The organism is Bacillus sp. F9_6S_D1_P_5, from assembly GCF_054823925.1.
Map to the genome: position 1 here is coordinate 260,468 of NZ_JBTREW010000003.1, position 17,570 is coordinate 278,037.

Here is a 17,570-nt window from a genome sequence, read left to right on the forward strand (position 1 = left end):
TCATTTCCTTACATCTTGTATACTTTTATACATAAAGTCCATCGCTTCTGTAACCTTTGTTCCAGGATTTGATCCAAATAAGTCTGGTGGCAAAATAACGACACGATTTTGCTTTACTGCATCTAAATTTTTCCACGCTTCATTTTTCATCATTTCGCCTTCAAATGCTTTTTTAACGCTATTTGGATCTCCATGTGTAATTAAATAAATCACATCTGGATTCGCCTCAATAATGCGTTCTACGCTTAGCTGCGCATATTGCGGATATTCCTTCATTTCTGGAAAATCAGCTGCAATATTTTTCCCGCCTGTTTTTTCTAAAATATCACCTGATAAAGATGTTGGTAATGCTGCTAAATAAGTACCTGGTGCTCCATACACTAGCAATGCTTTCACATCGCTTTTTTTCTCATATGTCTTCATTTGATCATTAATTTTTTGGTTAAGTTCTTTTGCTTTATCTTCTTTCTTCATAATCGTTCCATATAGTTCAATATTCTTTTGAATATCTTGTACAGAATTCGCAGAAGAAATCATTACTTTCGTTCCTTGTCCTTCAACCGTTGGAATGTTCTTTTGGAATCCATTGTTAGCAATAAGTACATCTGGCTTTAAGCTAGCAATTTGCTCAAAATTTGGCTGATGCGCATTCCCGATTACTTGAACCTTCTTTATATCCTCTGGAAGAGTTATTTTTGCATCCGGACGACCTACTATTTTTCCGCCTAACGCATGAATAATATTCATGTCTCCCATACTTAATGTTGCAAAACTCTCTGGCACTTTATCGAATGTTATCTTTCTTCCTGACAGGTCGGTAACTTCGATTTTCTCTTTTCCTTTTTCTGTTTTTGTTGCAGATGCTTTTTCGTCTCCTTTTGCACTGCAACCTATTAATAAGAAAAAAATAGATAAAATCGCTGTGAATAGCGTAATAGATTTTTTCATTCTTTCACCTCTAACTGATAATGATAATCATTAACTACTATTCTACTTTAATTGATAAGGATTATCATTGTCAATATAAACCGCATACATTTTCTAGAAAAAACAAAAAGCGTTACAAAAAGATCCCTTCTTTTTGTAACGCTTTATTTATCTATATTATTCACATTCATTTCCCTCTAACTCGTCTCGCATCACTTTCACACGCTGAAAGAAAAAGAAAGATAAACTTAAAAATATAACGATGCTCCCCATCATAACAAAAGGTTGTATTGTTTCTTTTGCTCCATTCGGAATCAATAAGCCAACCATTAATAATGTACTTACAGCGAGAAGAATTTGTCCGAACCGAGTATAATCTTCTATTTTTTCTTGTAATTCTTTCATTATATTCTCACTCCTCCATTTCACTGTATCATATTCTATCACACTTAAAGACAAGTAAATACAGCCATTCTGGGAGATGTTTTCCAAAAGAAAAAGAGCCGCTTTATGGCGACTCTTTCATAACGATTACTCACCTTTATATGCTTCCATATAAATTTCTTTCAGCTCTGAAATGAGAGGGAGTTTTGGATTAGCTGTTGTACATTGATCTTCAAAAGCTCTTTCTGCTAATAATCCAACAACCTCTTCAAATTGATCTTTAGCAACCCCTTGTCCTGCAATACTCATATTTATATTTAAATTTTTTCCAAGTTCAATAATTGCTTGAACGAGTGATTCCACACCTTCTGCCGCCGAACTTGCTGGAAGCCCGAGCATTCTCGCAATATGTGCATAGCGTTCATCAGCTACAAAGTGTTCATATTTTTGGAACAATGCGTGTTTTCTTGGCTTAATAGCATTGTAGCGAACTACGTGCGGCATAAGTATCGCATTCGCACGCCCATGCGGAATGTGGAATTCCGGTCCAATTTTATGTGCTAAACTGTGATTAATACCTAGAAAAGCATTAGCAAATGCCATTCCTGCGATTGCAGAAGCATTATGCATTTTTTCTCGTGCTTCTTCATCATTTCCATCTTTAAATGCTCTTGGTAAATATTTAAATACGAGATCAATGGCCTTTAATGCTAACCCATCTGTATAGTCATTTGCTAGAACAGACACATACGCCTCAATTGCATGCGTTAATACGTCCATCCCAGTGTCTGCTGTTACATGTGGTGGTACTGTCATTACAAATTGCGGATCAACAATTGCTACATCTGGCGTTAATTCATAATCTGCAAGTGGATACTTTATATTATTTTTCTTATCTGTAATAACTGCGAATGGTGTCACTTCTGATCCTGTTCCTGATGTTGTTGGAATGGCAACAAACTGCGCTTTACTCCCTAATTTCGGATATTTACACGTACGTTTTCTTATATCTAAAAACTTCTGTTTAATTCCATAGAATGTTGTTTCTGGATACTCATAGAAAAGCCACATGCCTTTCGCTGCATCCATCGCTGAACCACCACCAAGTGCGATAATTACATCTGGCTGAAAACTTTTCATCATTTCCGCACCTTTAAACACAGTTTCATCTGATGGATCTGGCTCAACCTCAAAGAAAACTTCCACTTTCACATCATTTGCATGTTTACGTAAATAATGCGAGACCGTATCTACATATCCATGCTCAACCATTCCTGGATCCGTTACAATAAATGCTCTTGAAATGTTAGGCATATTTGCTAAATATGCTGTCGCATGTTTTTCAAAATAAATTTTCGGTGGTAATTTGAACCACTGCATATTCTTTTTTCTATTTGCCAACCTTTTTATATTTAATAAATGCGTCGCTGTTACGTTTTGAGATACTGAGTTTTTCCCATACGATCCGCAACCAAGTGTAAGTGATGGAATAAATCCATTATATATGTCACCGATTCCACCTTGTGATGAAGGAGCATTTACAATAAGGCGGCAAGCTTTCATACGTAATCCAAATTGCTTTTGCACTTCCTTATTTACAGAATGGATGACTGCCGAATGTCCTAAACCACCGAGGTTTAACATTTCTTCGCAATATGTAAATCCTTCTTCTAATGAATTTGCTTTTACACAAGCTAATACTGGACTCAGTTTCTCACGAGATAGTGGATACGCTGCTCCGATACCTTTTATTTCAGCTACAAGTAGTTTTGTATCTTCAGGTACAGTAATTCCGACTAATGCGGCAATGTACTGTGCTGATTTCCCAACAATATCACTATTTACTGCACATGTATTTTCTTTAATAACAAGCTTTTCTAATTTTCTTCTCTCTTCTTCTGTTACAAAGTAACAATTGTTTACAATCATTTCTGTTTTCACATCATCATAAATTTCCTTATCTACAATGATTGCTTGTTCTGATGCACAAATCATACCGTTATCAAATGTTTTTGATAAAATTAAATCATTAACTGCTCTTTTTACATGCGCTGATTTCTCTATATAACATGGTACATTACCAGGACCTACACCTAGCGCTGGTTTTCCAGTAGAATAAGCTGATTTCACCATACCTGCTCCTCCAGTGGCCAAAACAAGCGCAACTCCTTCATGGTTCATTAATTGTTTCGTTGCTTCAACAGAAGGTTTTTCAATCCACTGAATACAATGTTTTGGCGCCCCCGCCTTCACTGCTGCATCATATACTGTTTTCGCCGCTGCAATGGAACATTTTTGTGCAGAAGGATGAAATGCGAAAATAATTGGATTTCTCGTTTTTATCGCAATTAATGCTTTAAACATCGTTGTCGATGTTGGATTAGTTACCGGCGTTACCCCAGCTACTACACCGACCGGTTCCGCAATTTCTATTATTTCTTCATGAGGATCTTCGTGAATAATCCCTACTGTTTTATCTTTCTTTATGCTATGCCAAATATATTCAGTAGCAAAAATATTTTTAATGCATTTATCTTCGTATACACCACGACCCGTTTCTTCAACAGCCAACTTTGCAAGTGGCATATGTTGATCCACACCTGCTAATGCCATTTCATGAACAATGTTGTCAATTTGCTCTTGTGTAAAACTTTCTAATGCTTGTAAGGCCTTTTGACCGTTATTCACTAACGCATCAATCATCTCTTTTACTTCCTGCATTTCATTTACAACTTTCTCTTTGACTACCATGTAAATTCCTCCTATTCTGCTACCATGGACTGAATAAGACCCTATAGGTCATAATTAGTCCCGATTAGCGCAAAAAAATAGAGTTGCTTCCCTACATGAACCTCATTGTTTGTGAAATATTTCACAAGTTTGTTCGTGAGTAACATTTCATGAACTTAATATACATGAAATGATTCCATTTGTGTATGTCTATTTTGTGAATTTTTTCACAAAATAGCATAATAAAAATGCACTGCCTATATGAGCAGTGCATTTTTACTATGCTAGCGCTTGTGCTAAATCTTCAATTAAATCTTCACCGTCTTCAATACCGACAGAAATGCGAATTAATGTATCTGTAATTCCTAACTCTTTACGACGATCTGCTGGGATTGATGCATGTGTCATTTGAGATGGAATAGAAATTAAACTTTCTACTGCTCCTAAACTTTCAGCAAGTGTAAAGTATTGTAATTTCTCAAGTACTTTATTTAATGTTTCTTCGCTATCTACATCAAATGAGATAATAGCACCAAATCCATTTGCTTGTTCTGTTGCAAGTTCATGGTTTGGATGTGACTCAAGGCCTGGGTAATATACTTTATTTACTTTTGGATGGTTATTTAAAAACTCAGCAATAGCGCGTGAATTCGTTTCATGCTCTTCCATTCGAATTCCTAATGTTTTTAAACCACGAAGTAGTAAGAAGCTATCTTGTGGGCCAAGAATGCCTCCTGTTGAATTTTGTACAAAGTGAAGGTCTTCTGCTAATTGCGGGCTATTTACAACTACTAGACCTGCAACTACGTCACTATGACCTCCTAAATATTTCGTTGCACTATGAAGTACAATGTCTGCTCCTAAAGAAATCGGTGACTGCCAATATGGCGTCATGAATGTGTTATCAATAATTGTTAATAAATCTTTCTCTTTAGCAAGAGTAGATATTTTTTTAATATCAGTAATTTTCAGTAATGGATTCGTTGGTGTTTCCACATAAACCGCTTTCGTATTTGGACGAATCGCTTCTGCAACTTCCTCTAAGTTTGTTGTATCTACAAATGTATGCTCAATACCGAAGCGGTTTAATACTTTCGTAATAACGCGGTACGTTCCACCGTACACATCATCTGTTAAAATAACGTGATCACCTTTTGAGAACAACATAATTGTAGCTGTAATAGCAGCCATTCCTGAACCAAATGCAAAACCAGCATGACCGTTTTCTAATACAGCAATCATTTCTTCTAAAGCTGCACGTGTTGGGTTGCCTGTACGTGAATATTCATATCCTTGATGCTTACCAACTGCTTCTTGTTTGTACGTGCTTGTTTGATAAATCGGTACATTTACAGATCCAGTTGAAGGTTCTCCTATGCGAATACCATGAATTAACTTTGTCTTTGCTCTCATTTTTTATTCCCATCCTTTGTATATGTCTTTACTTAAATAGCGCTCACTACTATCAGGAAAAATCGTTACAATATTTGTACCTGGCGCCGCTTTCTCAGCTTCAAGTAAACTTGCATGAAATGCAGCTCCTGAAGAGCTCCCAACGAGCAGTCCTTCTTTTTGCGCCAATTCCTTCACTCTTAAAAATGCATTTCGATCAGAAATTGTATGAATGTCATCAAAATAAGATGTTTTCAAAAATGTCGGGATAAATTCAAGGCCAATCCCTTCTGTTTCATGCGATCCAGCTTTACCACCATTTAAAATGGATCCTTCTGGTTCCACAATAACCGTTTTTATATCTATATTTTTTTCTTTCAAATAAGATGCAGTCCCCATGAATGTCCCACCAGTTCCTGCTCCTGCAACAAATATGTTAATCTCTCCATTCAATGCGTCCCAAAGTTCAGGACCTAGTGTTTTGAAATACGCACGCGGGTTTGCTTCATTCGCAAACTGACTTGGAGAGTATGAATTCGGTATTTCATTTACTAATTCTTTTGCTTTTGCAATTGCGCCGGTCATTCCTTGTTCAGTTGGTGTATGCACAACCGTTGCGCCCAGTGCTTTCATTAGTTCTTGCTTTTCAATACTAAATTTCTCTGGTACACAAACAATAACGCGTAAATCATGTTGTAACGCTGCAAGTGCCAGTCCAATACCAGTATTTCCAGCAGTCGGTTCAATAATTGTTCCACCCTGGGTAACAAGCCCTTTTTCTAGCGCATCTTCGATTAATTCTCTTCCTAAACGGTCCTTAACGCTTCCACCTGGGTTATAAAATTCAAGCTTTGCAAATAAACGGACCCCTTCTGGAAGTGAAAAACGAGTAATTTCTACAATTGGTGTATGACCAATCAACTCATGAACTCCACGATATACATTCATCGTGTTCTCCCCCTTATTTGCCAATAAAGAAAAGGCAACTGTATGTATTTTCTTTATATGAGACAGTTGCCTTTTTGTTACATTACTTTAACTCTTCTAGTACTTTTACGATAAAGTTTGTAGAATGAAGAGCTGCTTGATCTAAAAATTGATCAAATGAAACATTTGATTCTTTGCCAGCAATATCAGAAAGTGCACGAATAATAACAAACGGAACTTCATATTGGTGGCATACTTGCGCAACAGCTGCTGCTTCCATTTCTACTGCATAAAGATTTTCAAATTTATCACGAATTGCTGCAACGCGGTTCGGATCACTCATAAATGAATCACCTGTTGCAATCATACCTTTTACAACTTGAATATTTTCTTCTGCCTGCATACATTTCTCAGCTAATGCAACTAATGCTTCATCAGCCTTGAATCCAGGCGGCATTCCTGGTACTTGCCCATATTCATAGTTAAATGCTGTTACATCTACGTCATGATGACGAACTTCTGTTGAAATAACTACATCTCCAACATTTAGAGAAAGATGGAATCCACCAGCTGAACCAGTATTAATTACTTTTTCAGGCTTATATCTTTCTAATAAAATTGTCGTTGACATCGCTGCATTTACTTTACCAATACCAGACTTTAACAAGATTACTTCATGTCCTGCTAATTGTCCTTTCGTAAATTCACAACCCGCAACCGTTTCTGTTTCTGCTTGTTCTAATTTGTCACGTAAAATACGTACTTCTTCTTCCATTGCTCCAATTACAGCAATTCTCAATCTAATCCCTCTTTCTATTGCTTAGTTGCCTCCATTACCCAAACGAAATGATTTAATCTCGTAAACGTTACATGGAAGCCATTGTTTTCAAAAATAGACTGCATGACTGGAATACGTGTATAGTATTCCGTTTGCAAATCATTTGCTAACTGATGAAAACCTCTTTGTTTTGCTGCTTCAACAGTTTTATCATATGCATCTTGATCTGCAAATATCGTATCAGCAAACACTATTTTACCACCTTTGTTTAGCAATTGACTATACTTCGCAATCGCTACATTTTTTTCATCATCTGTTAAATGATGAAATGCATAGGTGCTTACTATGGTATCAATTGAATTCGGGACTTCAAATGAAAGAAAATCACCTTCTGTAATGGAAAACTCTTGCGGCAATTTCTCTTTTGCAATCATGCGCATTTCACGTGACGGCTCTATACCATAAACTGTGCGGCCAGCAAGTAATAATTTATTTGTTAAATTACCAGTACCAACACCAAATTCTAATACATTACCAAATGACTTGTTAACTACATCCTCTAGAATGTCCTCATAATGGGCGAAAACTTCTTTATATTGTATATCTTCGCCTTGTACAAATGAGTCGTACGTATGAGCCCACTCATCAAATAAACCATTAAATTCTGTACCCATAAAAATTCCCCTTTTTCTTATCGGTTTTATCAGTATGATATTCCCTCTTTCTAAAAATGTCAATTGAAATGTACATGGTATTTCCTTCTTTTCTTTGTTACACTATAGTTGATTACATAGGAGAGGGGCCGTCTTCATGTCATTTACCTTTGAAATGTTAGAAGATAAAGTAGAATTTTTTGAAGCGGGAGACTTAGCTTCTTTAGAACGAAAAATTAGTGAACAAATCGATAATAATAAAGCACTTATGCTTGAAGTTCATCACATCTCGCATCAAATGGTTATGGATCCTGAAAGCAAAAGACCGTATTATAGCGCGGTTGTTCATTTTAAATTAAAGAAATTACGCTAATAAAAAAGAGAAGCTCCTGAGGAGCTTCTCTTTTTTAGTTTAGAGTTTGAACAAGTACTGGTTTCCAGCCTTCATTGTCTACCCAATCAATATTTACATAATATCTTTTACCTGATTGTTTATCTTGTACGTTACCGTAAGCTTTATTTTTACCGTTATTTCCGATTCGATGAATAACTAATTGCTCTACTGGAACGTCAATTGCAGCTGAAATTGCTTGGTTCATCTCATTCCAATCTGCTGTACCTTTTTTAAACGTCATCGCAGGTGTTGCACCTTGCTCTGTACCTACTGGCTTCCAAGAAGATTTCGTATAAGCGTCAGTTGCCTTTGGCTGTGTTTTTTCAGCTGGTACTTTCTCGTTAGCTTTCGCTTCTTCCTCAGCTTTTTTCTGTTCTTCTTCAGCCTTTAGCTTCTCTTCTTCTTCTTTCTTCTTAGCTTCTGCCATCTCTTGCTCGTTCTTCTTCGTCTCTTCTTTGCCCTTAGTTTTCTCAGACTTATTCTCTTTCGTTGTTTGCTGAGCTACTTTTTTGTCACTAGAAGACGCTTGTTCTTTTCTTTCAGGAACAAACAATTGATATGATACAATAGCTACTAATATTAATACAATTGCGATTGCAATATTTAAAACACCGTTTTGACGACGTTTTTGTTGTTTCTGTTGGAATCTAGATCCTCCTGCCATTCTTCAAACCTCCATGCAGTTTTTCATACTTGCTATTGTAACATTAAATCTAGAAAGGTTGAACATTTACAATAATATTTTCACGAAATGAAAACATTTCACTATGAATTGCAAGATTACTTTTCCTTCTCTAATCGATAGATTGATTCTACGATAGCTTTGAAAATAGGTGTAACTGCATTTACATTGCTATTCGTTTCTATATCCACGACAACTAAAGCATATCTTGGATTTTCATATGGAAAGTAACCTGCAAACCAACGATTCTCTTTCATTCCTTTTCCTGTTTGCGCTGTCCCAGATTTTCCGGCGACACTTAGTGGTAACGACCTGAATGCTGCTCCTGTTCCTTTCTCCGTTGTTACAACGCTCCTTAATAACTGTTGTAATGTTTTCACTGTTTCATACGGAAGCTGTTTTCCACCTAATGCATGGTTTTCAAATGTATAAAAGTCCGTTCCATTTTTATACATTATCTTTTCAACAGCTTTCACTTCCATCTTTTCTCCATCTCTAGCAATTGTCGCCATCATATTTGCAATCGCTAGAGGTGACATACGTACATCTTTCTGTCCAATTGCTGTTTGTGCTACCGCCTTTTTACTATTCTTACTTCCTTCATTCCCCCAAATCGTAACACTCTTCTCCTCTGGCATTTGCTCAAAATGAGTTGTATGAAATACAGAACCTCTCCATCCAACCTTATCAGCGGCTCCTAAAGCTGCTACGTAACTTTCTAACACCATCTTATCCTTTTGTATTAACTCGTTACCTAACTCCGAAAATGTCCTGTTACAGCTTCTAGCAAAGCTCTCTTTAAAACTAAGTTTCCCCATCATAACTTGCGGGTGGTCTTCACCATATAAATCTTTATTACAATTAAATGTGCGATTAAAAACATTTTCATTATGATCAATTGCTGCCGCTGCAACTATTGTTTTAAAAACAGAGCCAGGAAAATGTGGTATTAACATTTGATTTTCAAGTGTAGTTTTATATAACCTCTCATCTTTCACCTGTACAGATGGTTTACTGACCATCGCTAAAATTTCATTTTTCTTTACATCAAGTAACACTAATCCTCCCTTCTTTATTTCGCTTGCTTCAACCACTTCTTCTGCTTTTCGCTGTAATTCGTTATGTAAAGTAGTTTGAATCGTCACTGGGTAAAACGGATTTCCAGGCGACGTATATTTCGCTTGTTTCCCAAAAATCGGTTCTCCTTGTCGGTCCACTTGATACAATACTTTTGCCTCTCCATCAGTCAAAAGAAATTCATCAAATGATTGCTGCAATCCTGAAATGCCAATTTGCGTTTGCTTTGAAATTTTTCTTACTTCGCCGTATCGTTTTTGAAATTCTCGTTCATTCTCACCCACATTACCAACTAAATGATTCACCCTGTCAGTTTGCCGTAAACGAACTTCAGCTGCTACAATACCTAATACATTTAATTGATTTACCTTCTCCATCTGCTCTCGTGCCAATCGAAATGGACCATTTCCCCTTTGCATGATAAATGCACTTTTCTTATCTTTCATTTGACTTTCAATCTCTTGTCTCGACACACCAATGATATGCGCAATTTTCTCTAACATGTCATTTTTTATTTGTAGAAATGGAAAAATAATTAAAACAGGATACTTTTTCTCTCCTATTTTCTTACCGTTTCGGTCTATAAAATGGCCTCGTCCATCATCTATCGTAATAGATTGCGTCCGTTGTGTAACACTTTTTTCAATTAAATTAATCTTACGATCCGTAAATGATTCCGTATCTATAATTTGTATTTGAATTAAACGACAAAGTAATATAAACATGACACTTATAAAACAAATTAAAACAATTATAATTCTCCGGTTTATTTTCATCCAAAAACACCTCGTCTACTATAGTTTGGACGGAGTGTTTCATCTTTTATACAAATAAAAAAATCACTCGCTTTTACACGAGTGATTTTTAATTATTTTACAGAGATAATCTCTACTTGCATTTCTCCACCTGGAGTTTGGATTGCTACCTTCTCACCAATTTGCTTACCTAATAAGCTTTTTGCGATTGGAGAATCGTTAGAAATTCTTCCTTCAAATGGGTCTGCTTCTGCGCTACCTACGATTGTGTAAGATTCTTCATCTCCACCTGGTAACTCTTTAAATGTTACTGTTTTACCTAATGTAACAACTGTAGATTCTTCACCGTTATCTGTGATGATAACTGCGTTACGAATCATGTTTTCTAATTGTGTAATACGTCCTTCTACGAATGCTTGCTCATCTTTTGCTGCATCGTACTCAGAGTTCTCAGAAAGATCTCCGAAGCTACGTGCAATCTTAATGCGCTCTACAACCTCTTTACGTTTTACCGTTTTTAAATCCTCAAGTTCGTTCTCTAGCTTTTGCTTACCCTCTTGCGTCATAGGGTATGTTTTTTCTGTTGCCATATTTTCCACTCCTTTTATATACCAATCCCCCGAAAAAAAGAGGAGTTCCATATGAAAACTCCCCCGCTTATATGTAGAGCGGAGGTTTCTAGCACGCCTGTACTAGCGGAGTTGTCACATACAACCCCGTATTCCCAATTCTTCTCTATATAAAGAAGATATGTATGGAAAGTTGATATAAATATGCCCTCACCTATATATAGATGAGGTTGCATGTTTCATTGTATTCGATAGGAAGGGAAAAAATCCCTTCCTACCGTATATCTTTTACTATGCTATTACAAATTTACTTTTTGTTCAAGAATTGTTGCGATTTTTGTGACCATAATATCAATTGCAACATGGTTTTGTCCACCTTCAGGGATAATAATATCCGCAAATTTCTTAGAAGGCTCAATAAATTGATTGTGCATTGGACGTACAACATTTACGTATTGATCAATAACTGAATCCATCGTACGACCGCGTTCTTTAATATCACGCTGCATGCGGCGCAGAATACGAAGATCTGCATCTGTATCAACGAATAACTTAATGTCCATTAACTCACAAAGACGTGGGTCTTCTAAAATAAGAATTCCTTCTAAAATGATTACATCTTTCGGCTCAACTGGAATAATTTCTTCTGAACGCGTATGCAATGTATAGTCATATACAGGCTTATCAATTTGCTCATATGCAAGCAACTGCTGCAAATGTTCAATTAACAGATCATTATCAAACGCAAGCGGATGATCATAATTTGTTTTTAAACGTTCTTCCATTGGTAAATGGCTTTGATCTTTGTAATAATAATCTTGCTCCAAGATTAAAATAGAATGACCTTTAAAATGGTCAAAAATCGCTTTCGTTACACTCGTTTTACCTGATCCCGAACCACCAGCAATTCCAATTACAACAGGCTTATTCGTCCCCATTTGACTACCACTCTTTCTTATTGAAGTATGCTTTTGCGCATCATATTATTCACATACACTCGTTGATCCACTTTGAATTTCACGATTTGCAACGGATGTCTCGCTGCATCTAATTCGTTTCCATCCTCATCCCAAATTTTCTCCACCGTTTGTGTAAAGTTTTCTATTTCTGGTCCAAAGAACTCCACTTCATGTCCTGGTTTGAAATGATTACGTTGCTCAATCGTTACGATGCCCGTTTCTTCATTATAATCTAACACTAAACCAGCGAAATCATACGTTGTTTTCTTACTATGATTTCCAAACATTTGCTCTTGATGTCCTGGAACCCCTTCAAAGAATGCAGGAGCTGTATCACGATTTGCACATTTATCAAGCTCATCTAACCACTCTTGTTTAAACTCAAAGTTATCAGGATCCGCACAATATGCATCAATTACTTTACGGTATACCGTTGCTACAGTCGCTACGTAATGAATTGATTTCATACGTCCTTCAACTTTTAAGCTATCTATTCCAATTTCAATCATTTTCGGAATTGATAAAATTAAATTTAAGTCTTTTGGACTCATTGCAAAGTGAGCATCTTCTTCTTGGAATAGAGGAAGCTCTTTTGCATCTTTATGTTGTGATACTGTTTGAACTAAATCATAGTCCCAGCGGCAAGATTGACAACAACCACCACGGTTAGAGTCACGCGCTGTCATATGGTTACTTAACGTACATCTTCCTGAATAGGCGATGCACATTGCACCATGGACGAATGCTTCAATTTCAATATCCACTTTTTCTTTAATTTCTTTCATTTCTTCATAGCTTGCTTCACGAGCTAATACGAGACGATGTAAACCTTCTTCTTTCCAATACTGTGCTGCTTTCCAGTTGGATAGTGATTGCTGTGTACTTAAATGCACCTCAACAGAAGGCGCTACACGTTTACAAGTCTCAATGATAAGCGGATCAGCAACGATAATTCCCGTTACGCCAGCTTTTTCAATCCCTTTTAAATATTCCTCTAGCCCGTCCATATTTTCATTATGTGCAAAGATATTTGTTGTTACATATATTTTTGCTCCATATTTCTTTGCAAATTCAACACCTTCTGCCATTTCTTCCAGTGTAAAGTTACCTGCATTCGAACGAAGACCAAATTCTTGTCCACCTAAATATACAGCATCTGCCCCGTAATGGATAGCTACTTTTAATTTTTCTAAGTTACCCGCAGGGATTAACAGTTCAGGTTTCTTCACAATAACGCGTTTGCCATCGATCACTCGTGAAATTTCTTGTACAGTCATTTCCTACACCCTCCTCGTTTAGTAAACCGTCTCTTTAAAGAAGAATCCTGTATCTAACGGACGATTTACCGGTTGCATTTCTTCTATCTCTTTATATAAATCGTCTTTCACGTCATAATACGCATCACGATCTTCTACACATAAATCAATTGCTTTACGATATTTTTTCGTTACCTCAATAATGTATGCAGAGCTTTTTAGTACACCATCAACTTTTAAGCTATCAACTTCAGCGTCAATTAGCTCTTCTAACTCATCGATGAAACAAATATCGTTTGGACTCATAATGTGAGTGCCATTTTCATCTTCATAAATTGGATATTTATTGTTACGCTCCGGGTCATATAAGAACATGTTCTCTTCATATTTTTTCTTCTCAATGTCAAGATGACGTCCTTGATACTCAAAATAGTTTCCTACTAATGAACGCTTCGATTGGAACATGCAAGTCATACCGTGAATTTGCACTTCAAGTTCCACTTCAGCGTTTTCTTTTAATTCAACAATTTCATCTAAGCTAAGCTCGCGAGCTAATACAGCACGTTTTGCTCCTCTTTGTCCCCAATAGTTACAAGTAAACCAGTTTGTTGCTGTTGTTTCTGTATTCCAGTGCAATTGCATATTTGGCGCTACTTCGCGGACTGCCATTAATACCGCTGGATCTCCGAAAACAATTGCATCTACATGTACTTCATTTAAAAATGCAACATAGTCTGTTAATTCTTCTACTTTATCATTGTGGAACATCGCGTTCATTGCTACGTATACTTTTACACCATTTTCATGTGCAATCTTCACAGCTTGTTTCACATCTTCACGTGAAAATTCCCCTGCTAAACGTAAACCAAACTTTTGCTCACCGATCATTACCGCATCTGCTCCTGCTTTCGCAAGAGGCTCGATATCCGCCACTGCTTTTGGCGTTACTAACAATTCAGGTTTCTTCATACCTCGGTCACCCTCTCTTTTTACTAACAGCTACTCCATCACCAATTGGGAAAATCGTTGTATCATATCCTTCATGGTTCATAAGCCATTCATTGTACGTCTTAATACGACGGATCAAACCACGTGTACGTCTGTTTTCAATTTTCTCTTTAGTCGTTACAAGGCCATGGTACATAACATTATCTGAAATAATTACGCCACCAGGATTTAATAACGGTTCATATAAGTCAAAAAAGCGACGATATTGTCCTTTTGCTGCATCAATAAAAATAACGTCAAATTTTCCGTGTTCTTCTACTTGCTCGCCTGTTTCTAACGCATCACCGTAAATAACGGAAATACGCTCTTTAACTGGTGAACATTCTATATATTCAAGTGCTTTTTCATATCGTTCGCGATTGCGCTCAACTGTCACAATGCGAGAATTTGGAATAGCTTGCATCATACGAATACTAGAATAGCCAATTGCTGTACCAAGCTCTAAAATGCTTTTTGGTCCAATTAAACGTAAAAATTGCAACATAAATTCCATTCCAAGTCGATCCATAATCGGCACATGGTTTTCTTTCGCATAGTCTTCCATTTCAAGAATTAATTTATCTTTCGGATCAATAAATGATAATAAATATTCGTTAACTGCATCCCCCATAATGGTCCTCCTTATTTACATGGAGAAGTGCCTCTATGACGTCTTTTCACACATAGAATGCAATAAAAATACAAGCCAGCTTCACCCTTAGCTTGTACGTCCCGTTTTGATATTAAAAACGATTCTTCTGCCAGTTTTTAACCCGATATATTTTACCACAAAAAAGAGGGATGTGCGACCTTTTTCGCTATCCCTCCCCATTTCACTGTTTTTTCGTAATGTATTTTTGCTTTAACGCATTATGCTCTTCTAATGTTTTCGCATAGTACACTTCACCAGTCGGTGCAGCTAAGAAATAATAATAATCTGTTTGCGCAGGCTCTAACGCCGCCTCTACTGAATGTTTACCAGAGTTTGCGATCGGACCAACCGGCAATCCTTTCACAACATACGTATTGTACGGTGAGTTTACCTTTAAATCTTCGTATAATACACGTTGTTTATGCTTTCCAAGTGCGTATAATACGGTTGGATCAGTTTGCAGAGGCATACCTTTCGCTAAACGATTATAAAAGACACTAGAGATTTTTTGACGATCCGTAAAGCCAGTTGCCTCTTCTTCAATAAGTGAAGACAATGTTAAAAGCTGATGAACATCCCAGTTTTTCGCTTTCATTTTTGCCTCGTTTTGAACGATGATTGCATTCGTTTTCTCAAGCATCGGAATTACAATTTCTTCTAACGTGGTATCTTTTTTATAGAAAGAGTACGTCGCAGGATATAAATAGCCTTCTAATGGATATTTAATATTGCTATCAAAGATTTTATCCGTTAACAACTTCGGATACTTTTGCTGCATTTTTTGAATAAATGCTTTATCGTTTAATTGACGTACGACATCATCTTTATTCCACTTTAATTCGTTTGCAACCGTTTCTGCAATTTCAGTTACTTGTGCACCTTCTTTTATCGTCACTTTATAAAGAGCTGGACGATGAACGTTACCAGATGACATTTGTTCGATAACATCTGAGGCACTCATTGAAGGATTTAATAAATATGTACCGGCTTGTAAGCTTTTTGACTTAGCCTTCGTATAAAAACTAAAAACTGTACCGTTTTTCACAGCACCTTTTTCTTCTAAAATCTCACCAATTTTACTAGTAGATGATCCCTTTGGAATTTCTACTTCAATCTCTTTTTTATTCCCGCTATCAACCGGTCCTAATGCGGATGAAATATACGCATAGACTGAACCACATACTAAAAGCAGTGCAATAATCGAAAATAAAAAAATGCGTCTACGCTTCTTTTTCACTTGATTCTCTACCAAAACTCTTCCTCCTTATTCAATTGTAGGCCATATGTACATCTTTCTATACAACACGATGAAAAATCACAATAAACTTACCTATCATTTTGGACAGATACTTTATTTTTCTACAATCCGTCTCATTATACTACAAAGGATTGCGCAGTTTCGACAAAAAATCTTTCATTTTACATATAAAAAAAGATGGACGATATATCGTCCACCTTTTCAGTACTTATTATTCAGCTTCTTGCTCATCAGCTAGAGTGTTAAACATTTCTTGTACCATTTCCCACTCTTCTTCAGATTCGATTGGAAGTAAACTTCCGCCCTCTTCTTCATTTTGCTCATAAGCCATTGCATCATAAATTTGGTCTCCATCTTCGTCTACTTCACCGATTGGAGAGAAGACTACGTATGATTTTTTGCCAAATTTTTCAGCATCAAAAGTGAAAATAATTTCACATAAATGTTCGTTACCTTTTTCGTCTACAATTGTAATTTGATTTTCTTCCATTTTGGTCACCTCTTATTTACTATCTAAAAATCCTTGTAAGATTACGACTGCAGCCATCTTATCGATTACTTGCTTTCGCTTCTTACGGCTTACATCAGCTGAAATGAGTAAACGTTCCGCTGCCATCGTTGACAAACGCTCGTCCCACATTACAACGTCTAATTGTAACAGTTCTCGTAGGTTTTCTGCAAATTGTTGGCATGCTTCACCACGTGGGCCAATTGTCCCATTCATATTTTTAGGTAAACCTACTACTATTTTGTCCACATTGTACTGCTTTACTAATTCAGAAATACGGTCAAAACCAAAGTGACCTCGTTCTTCGTTAATCTTGATGGTTTCAAGTCCTTGCGCTGTCCAGCCCATTTCGTCGCTAATTGCAACTCCGACTGTTTTTGTGCCTACATCTAAACCTAATATCCGCATAAATTACTCCTCACGATGATGTTTCAAGTAAGACTTCACAAGCTCTTCAATTAATTCATCACGTTCAAGCTTGCGAATGATGCTTCGTGCATCTTTGTGGCGAGGTATGTATGCTGGGTCTCCACTTAATAAATAACCGACGATTTGGTTAATCGGATTATAGCCTTTTTCTTGAAGTGCATCATACACAGTTAAAAGTACATCATTAACATGGACACTCTGTTTTTCATCTTGAATGCTAAACTTCATTGTTTTATCAAAACCGTCCATTTCA

The 17,570-nt window shown here is 36.6% G+C and carries 19 protein-coding genes; 1 reads left to right on the top strand and 18 read right to left on the bottom strand.

The window, feature by feature from the left end:
* The 7 genes from ACUXEY_RS06140 to ACUXEY_RS06170 form a co-directional block, all read right to left on the bottom strand.
* Complete coding sequence (locus ACUXEY_RS06140; RefSeq protein WP_429600256.1) at nucleotides 1-948, bottom strand: helical backbone metal receptor; 948 nt, start codon at nucleotides 946-948, stop codon at nucleotides 1-3.
* A gap of 156 nt (nucleotides 949-1,104) precedes the next feature.
* Nucleotides 1,105-1,332 (bottom strand): YrhC family protein, encoded by a 228-nt coding sequence (locus ACUXEY_RS06145; protein ID WP_166702869.1) that lies wholly within the window; start codon nucleotides 1,330-1,332, stop codon nucleotides 1,105-1,107.
* A 126-nt stretch (nucleotides 1,333-1,458) separates the two neighbouring features.
* Nucleotides 1,459-4,062, bottom strand: a complete 2,604-nt coding sequence (adhE, locus tag ACUXEY_RS06150) for a bifunctional acetaldehyde-CoA/alcohol dehydrogenase (RefSeq protein ID WP_461300292.1) — start codon at nucleotides 4,060-4,062, stop codon at nucleotides 1,459-1,461.
* 258 nt (nucleotides 4,063-4,320) lie between these two features.
* Nucleotides 4,321-5,454, bottom strand: coding sequence for a bifunctional cystathionine gamma-lyase/homocysteine desulfhydrase (locus ACUXEY_RS06155; RefSeq protein WP_166702871.1), 1,134 nt, complete (start codon nucleotides 5,452-5,454; stop codon nucleotides 4,321-4,323).
* Nucleotides 5,455-5,457: 3 nt separating this feature from the next.
* Complete coding sequence (locus tag ACUXEY_RS06160) at nucleotides 5,458-6,381, bottom strand: O-acetylserine dependent cystathionine beta-synthase (RefSeq protein ID WP_166702872.1); 924 nt, start codon at nucleotides 6,379-6,381, stop codon at nucleotides 5,458-5,460.
* An 82-nt stretch (nucleotides 6,382-6,463) separates the two neighbouring features.
* Complete coding sequence (gene mtnN / locus ACUXEY_RS06165; protein WP_461300293.1) at nucleotides 6,464-7,159, bottom strand: 5'-methylthioadenosine/S-adenosylhomocysteine nucleosidase; 696 nt, start codon at nucleotides 7,157-7,159, stop codon at nucleotides 6,464-6,466.
* Nucleotides 7,160-7,173: 14 nt separating this feature from the next.
* A complete protein-coding gene (locus tag ACUXEY_RS06170; RefSeq protein WP_461300294.1) occupies nucleotides 7,174-7,812 on the bottom strand; it encodes a class I SAM-dependent methyltransferase in 639 nt (212 codons plus the stop codon).
* 136 nt (nucleotides 7,813-7,948) lie between these two features.
* Here ACUXEY_RS06170 and ACUXEY_RS06175 point away from each other — a divergent pair, with 136 nt between their 5' ends.
* Nucleotides 7,949-8,164, top strand: a complete 216-nt coding sequence (locus ACUXEY_RS06175; protein ID WP_000010984.1) for a YrzA family protein — start codon at nucleotides 7,949-7,951, stop codon at nucleotides 8,162-8,164.
* Between the two features lie 34 nt (nucleotides 8,165-8,198).
* Here ACUXEY_RS06175 and ACUXEY_RS06180 read toward each other — a convergent pair whose 3' ends face one another.
* The 11 genes from ACUXEY_RS06180 to ACUXEY_RS06230 all read right to left on the bottom strand — a co-directional run bounded on the left by ACUXEY_RS06180 (nucleotide 8,199) and on the right by ACUXEY_RS06230 (nucleotide 17,566).
* Entirely contained in the window at nucleotides 8,199-8,849 is a 651-nt protein-coding gene (locus ACUXEY_RS06180; protein WP_461300295.1) for a YrrS family protein, read from the bottom strand.
* Between the two features lie 116 nt (nucleotides 8,850-8,965).
* The gene (locus ACUXEY_RS06185) at nucleotides 8,966-10,720 is read right to left on the bottom strand and encodes a peptidoglycan D,D-transpeptidase FtsI family protein (protein WP_461300296.1); all 1,755 of its coding nucleotides are present in this window, start codon (nucleotides 10,718-10,720) and stop codon (nucleotides 8,966-8,968) included.
* 92 nt (nucleotides 10,721-10,812) lie between these two features.
* Complete coding sequence (gene greA / locus ACUXEY_RS06190) at nucleotides 10,813-11,289, bottom strand: transcription elongation factor GreA (RefSeq protein ID WP_000179964.1); 477 nt, start codon at nucleotides 11,287-11,289, stop codon at nucleotides 10,813-10,815.
* Nucleotides 11,290-11,567: 278 nt separating this feature from the next.
* Nucleotides 11,568-12,206 carry a uridine kinase gene (udk, locus tag ACUXEY_RS06195; RefSeq protein WP_000537078.1) on the bottom strand — a complete coding sequence of 213 codons (639 nt, stop codon included), beginning with the start codon at nucleotides 12,204-12,206 and terminating at the stop codon, nucleotides 11,568-11,570.
* Nucleotides 12,207-12,223: 17 nt separating this feature from the next.
* Complete coding sequence (locus ACUXEY_RS06200; protein ID WP_000217970.1) at nucleotides 12,224-13,504, bottom strand: peptidase U32 family protein; 1,281 nt, start codon at nucleotides 13,502-13,504, stop codon at nucleotides 12,224-12,226.
* A gap of 18 nt (nucleotides 13,505-13,522) precedes the next feature.
* On the bottom strand, nucleotides 13,523-14,452 hold the full coding sequence (locus ACUXEY_RS06205) for a peptidase U32 family protein (RefSeq protein ID WP_429600279.1): 930 nt from the start codon (nucleotides 14,450-14,452) through the stop codon (nucleotides 13,523-13,525).
* 7 nt (nucleotides 14,453-14,459) lie between these two features.
* Entirely contained in the window at nucleotides 14,460-15,101 is a 642-nt protein-coding gene (locus tag ACUXEY_RS06210; RefSeq protein ID WP_429600282.1) for an O-methyltransferase, read from the bottom strand.
* Between the two features lie 202 nt (nucleotides 15,102-15,303).
* Nucleotides 15,304-16,374, bottom strand: coding sequence for an endolytic transglycosylase MltG (mltG, locus tag ACUXEY_RS06215; RefSeq protein ID WP_461300297.1), 1,071 nt, complete (start codon nucleotides 16,372-16,374; stop codon nucleotides 15,304-15,306).
* Nucleotides 16,375-16,591: 217 nt separating this feature from the next.
* Nucleotides 16,592-16,870, bottom strand: a complete 279-nt coding sequence (locus tag ACUXEY_RS06220) for a DUF1292 domain-containing protein (protein ID WP_000392246.1) — start codon at nucleotides 16,868-16,870, stop codon at nucleotides 16,592-16,594.
* Nucleotides 16,871-16,882: 12 nt separating this feature from the next.
* Nucleotides 16,883-17,296: a Holliday junction resolvase RuvX gene (ruvX, locus tag ACUXEY_RS06225; protein ID WP_001221193.1), complete on the bottom strand. Its 414-nt coding sequence runs from the start codon at nucleotides 17,294-17,296 to the stop codon at nucleotides 16,883-16,885.
* Between the two features lie 3 nt (nucleotides 17,297-17,299).
* Complete coding sequence (locus ACUXEY_RS06230) at nucleotides 17,300-17,566, bottom strand: IreB family regulatory phosphoprotein (protein ID WP_000348590.1); 267 nt, start codon at nucleotides 17,564-17,566, stop codon at nucleotides 17,300-17,302.
* Nucleotides 17,567-17,570: the final 4 nt, after the last annotated feature.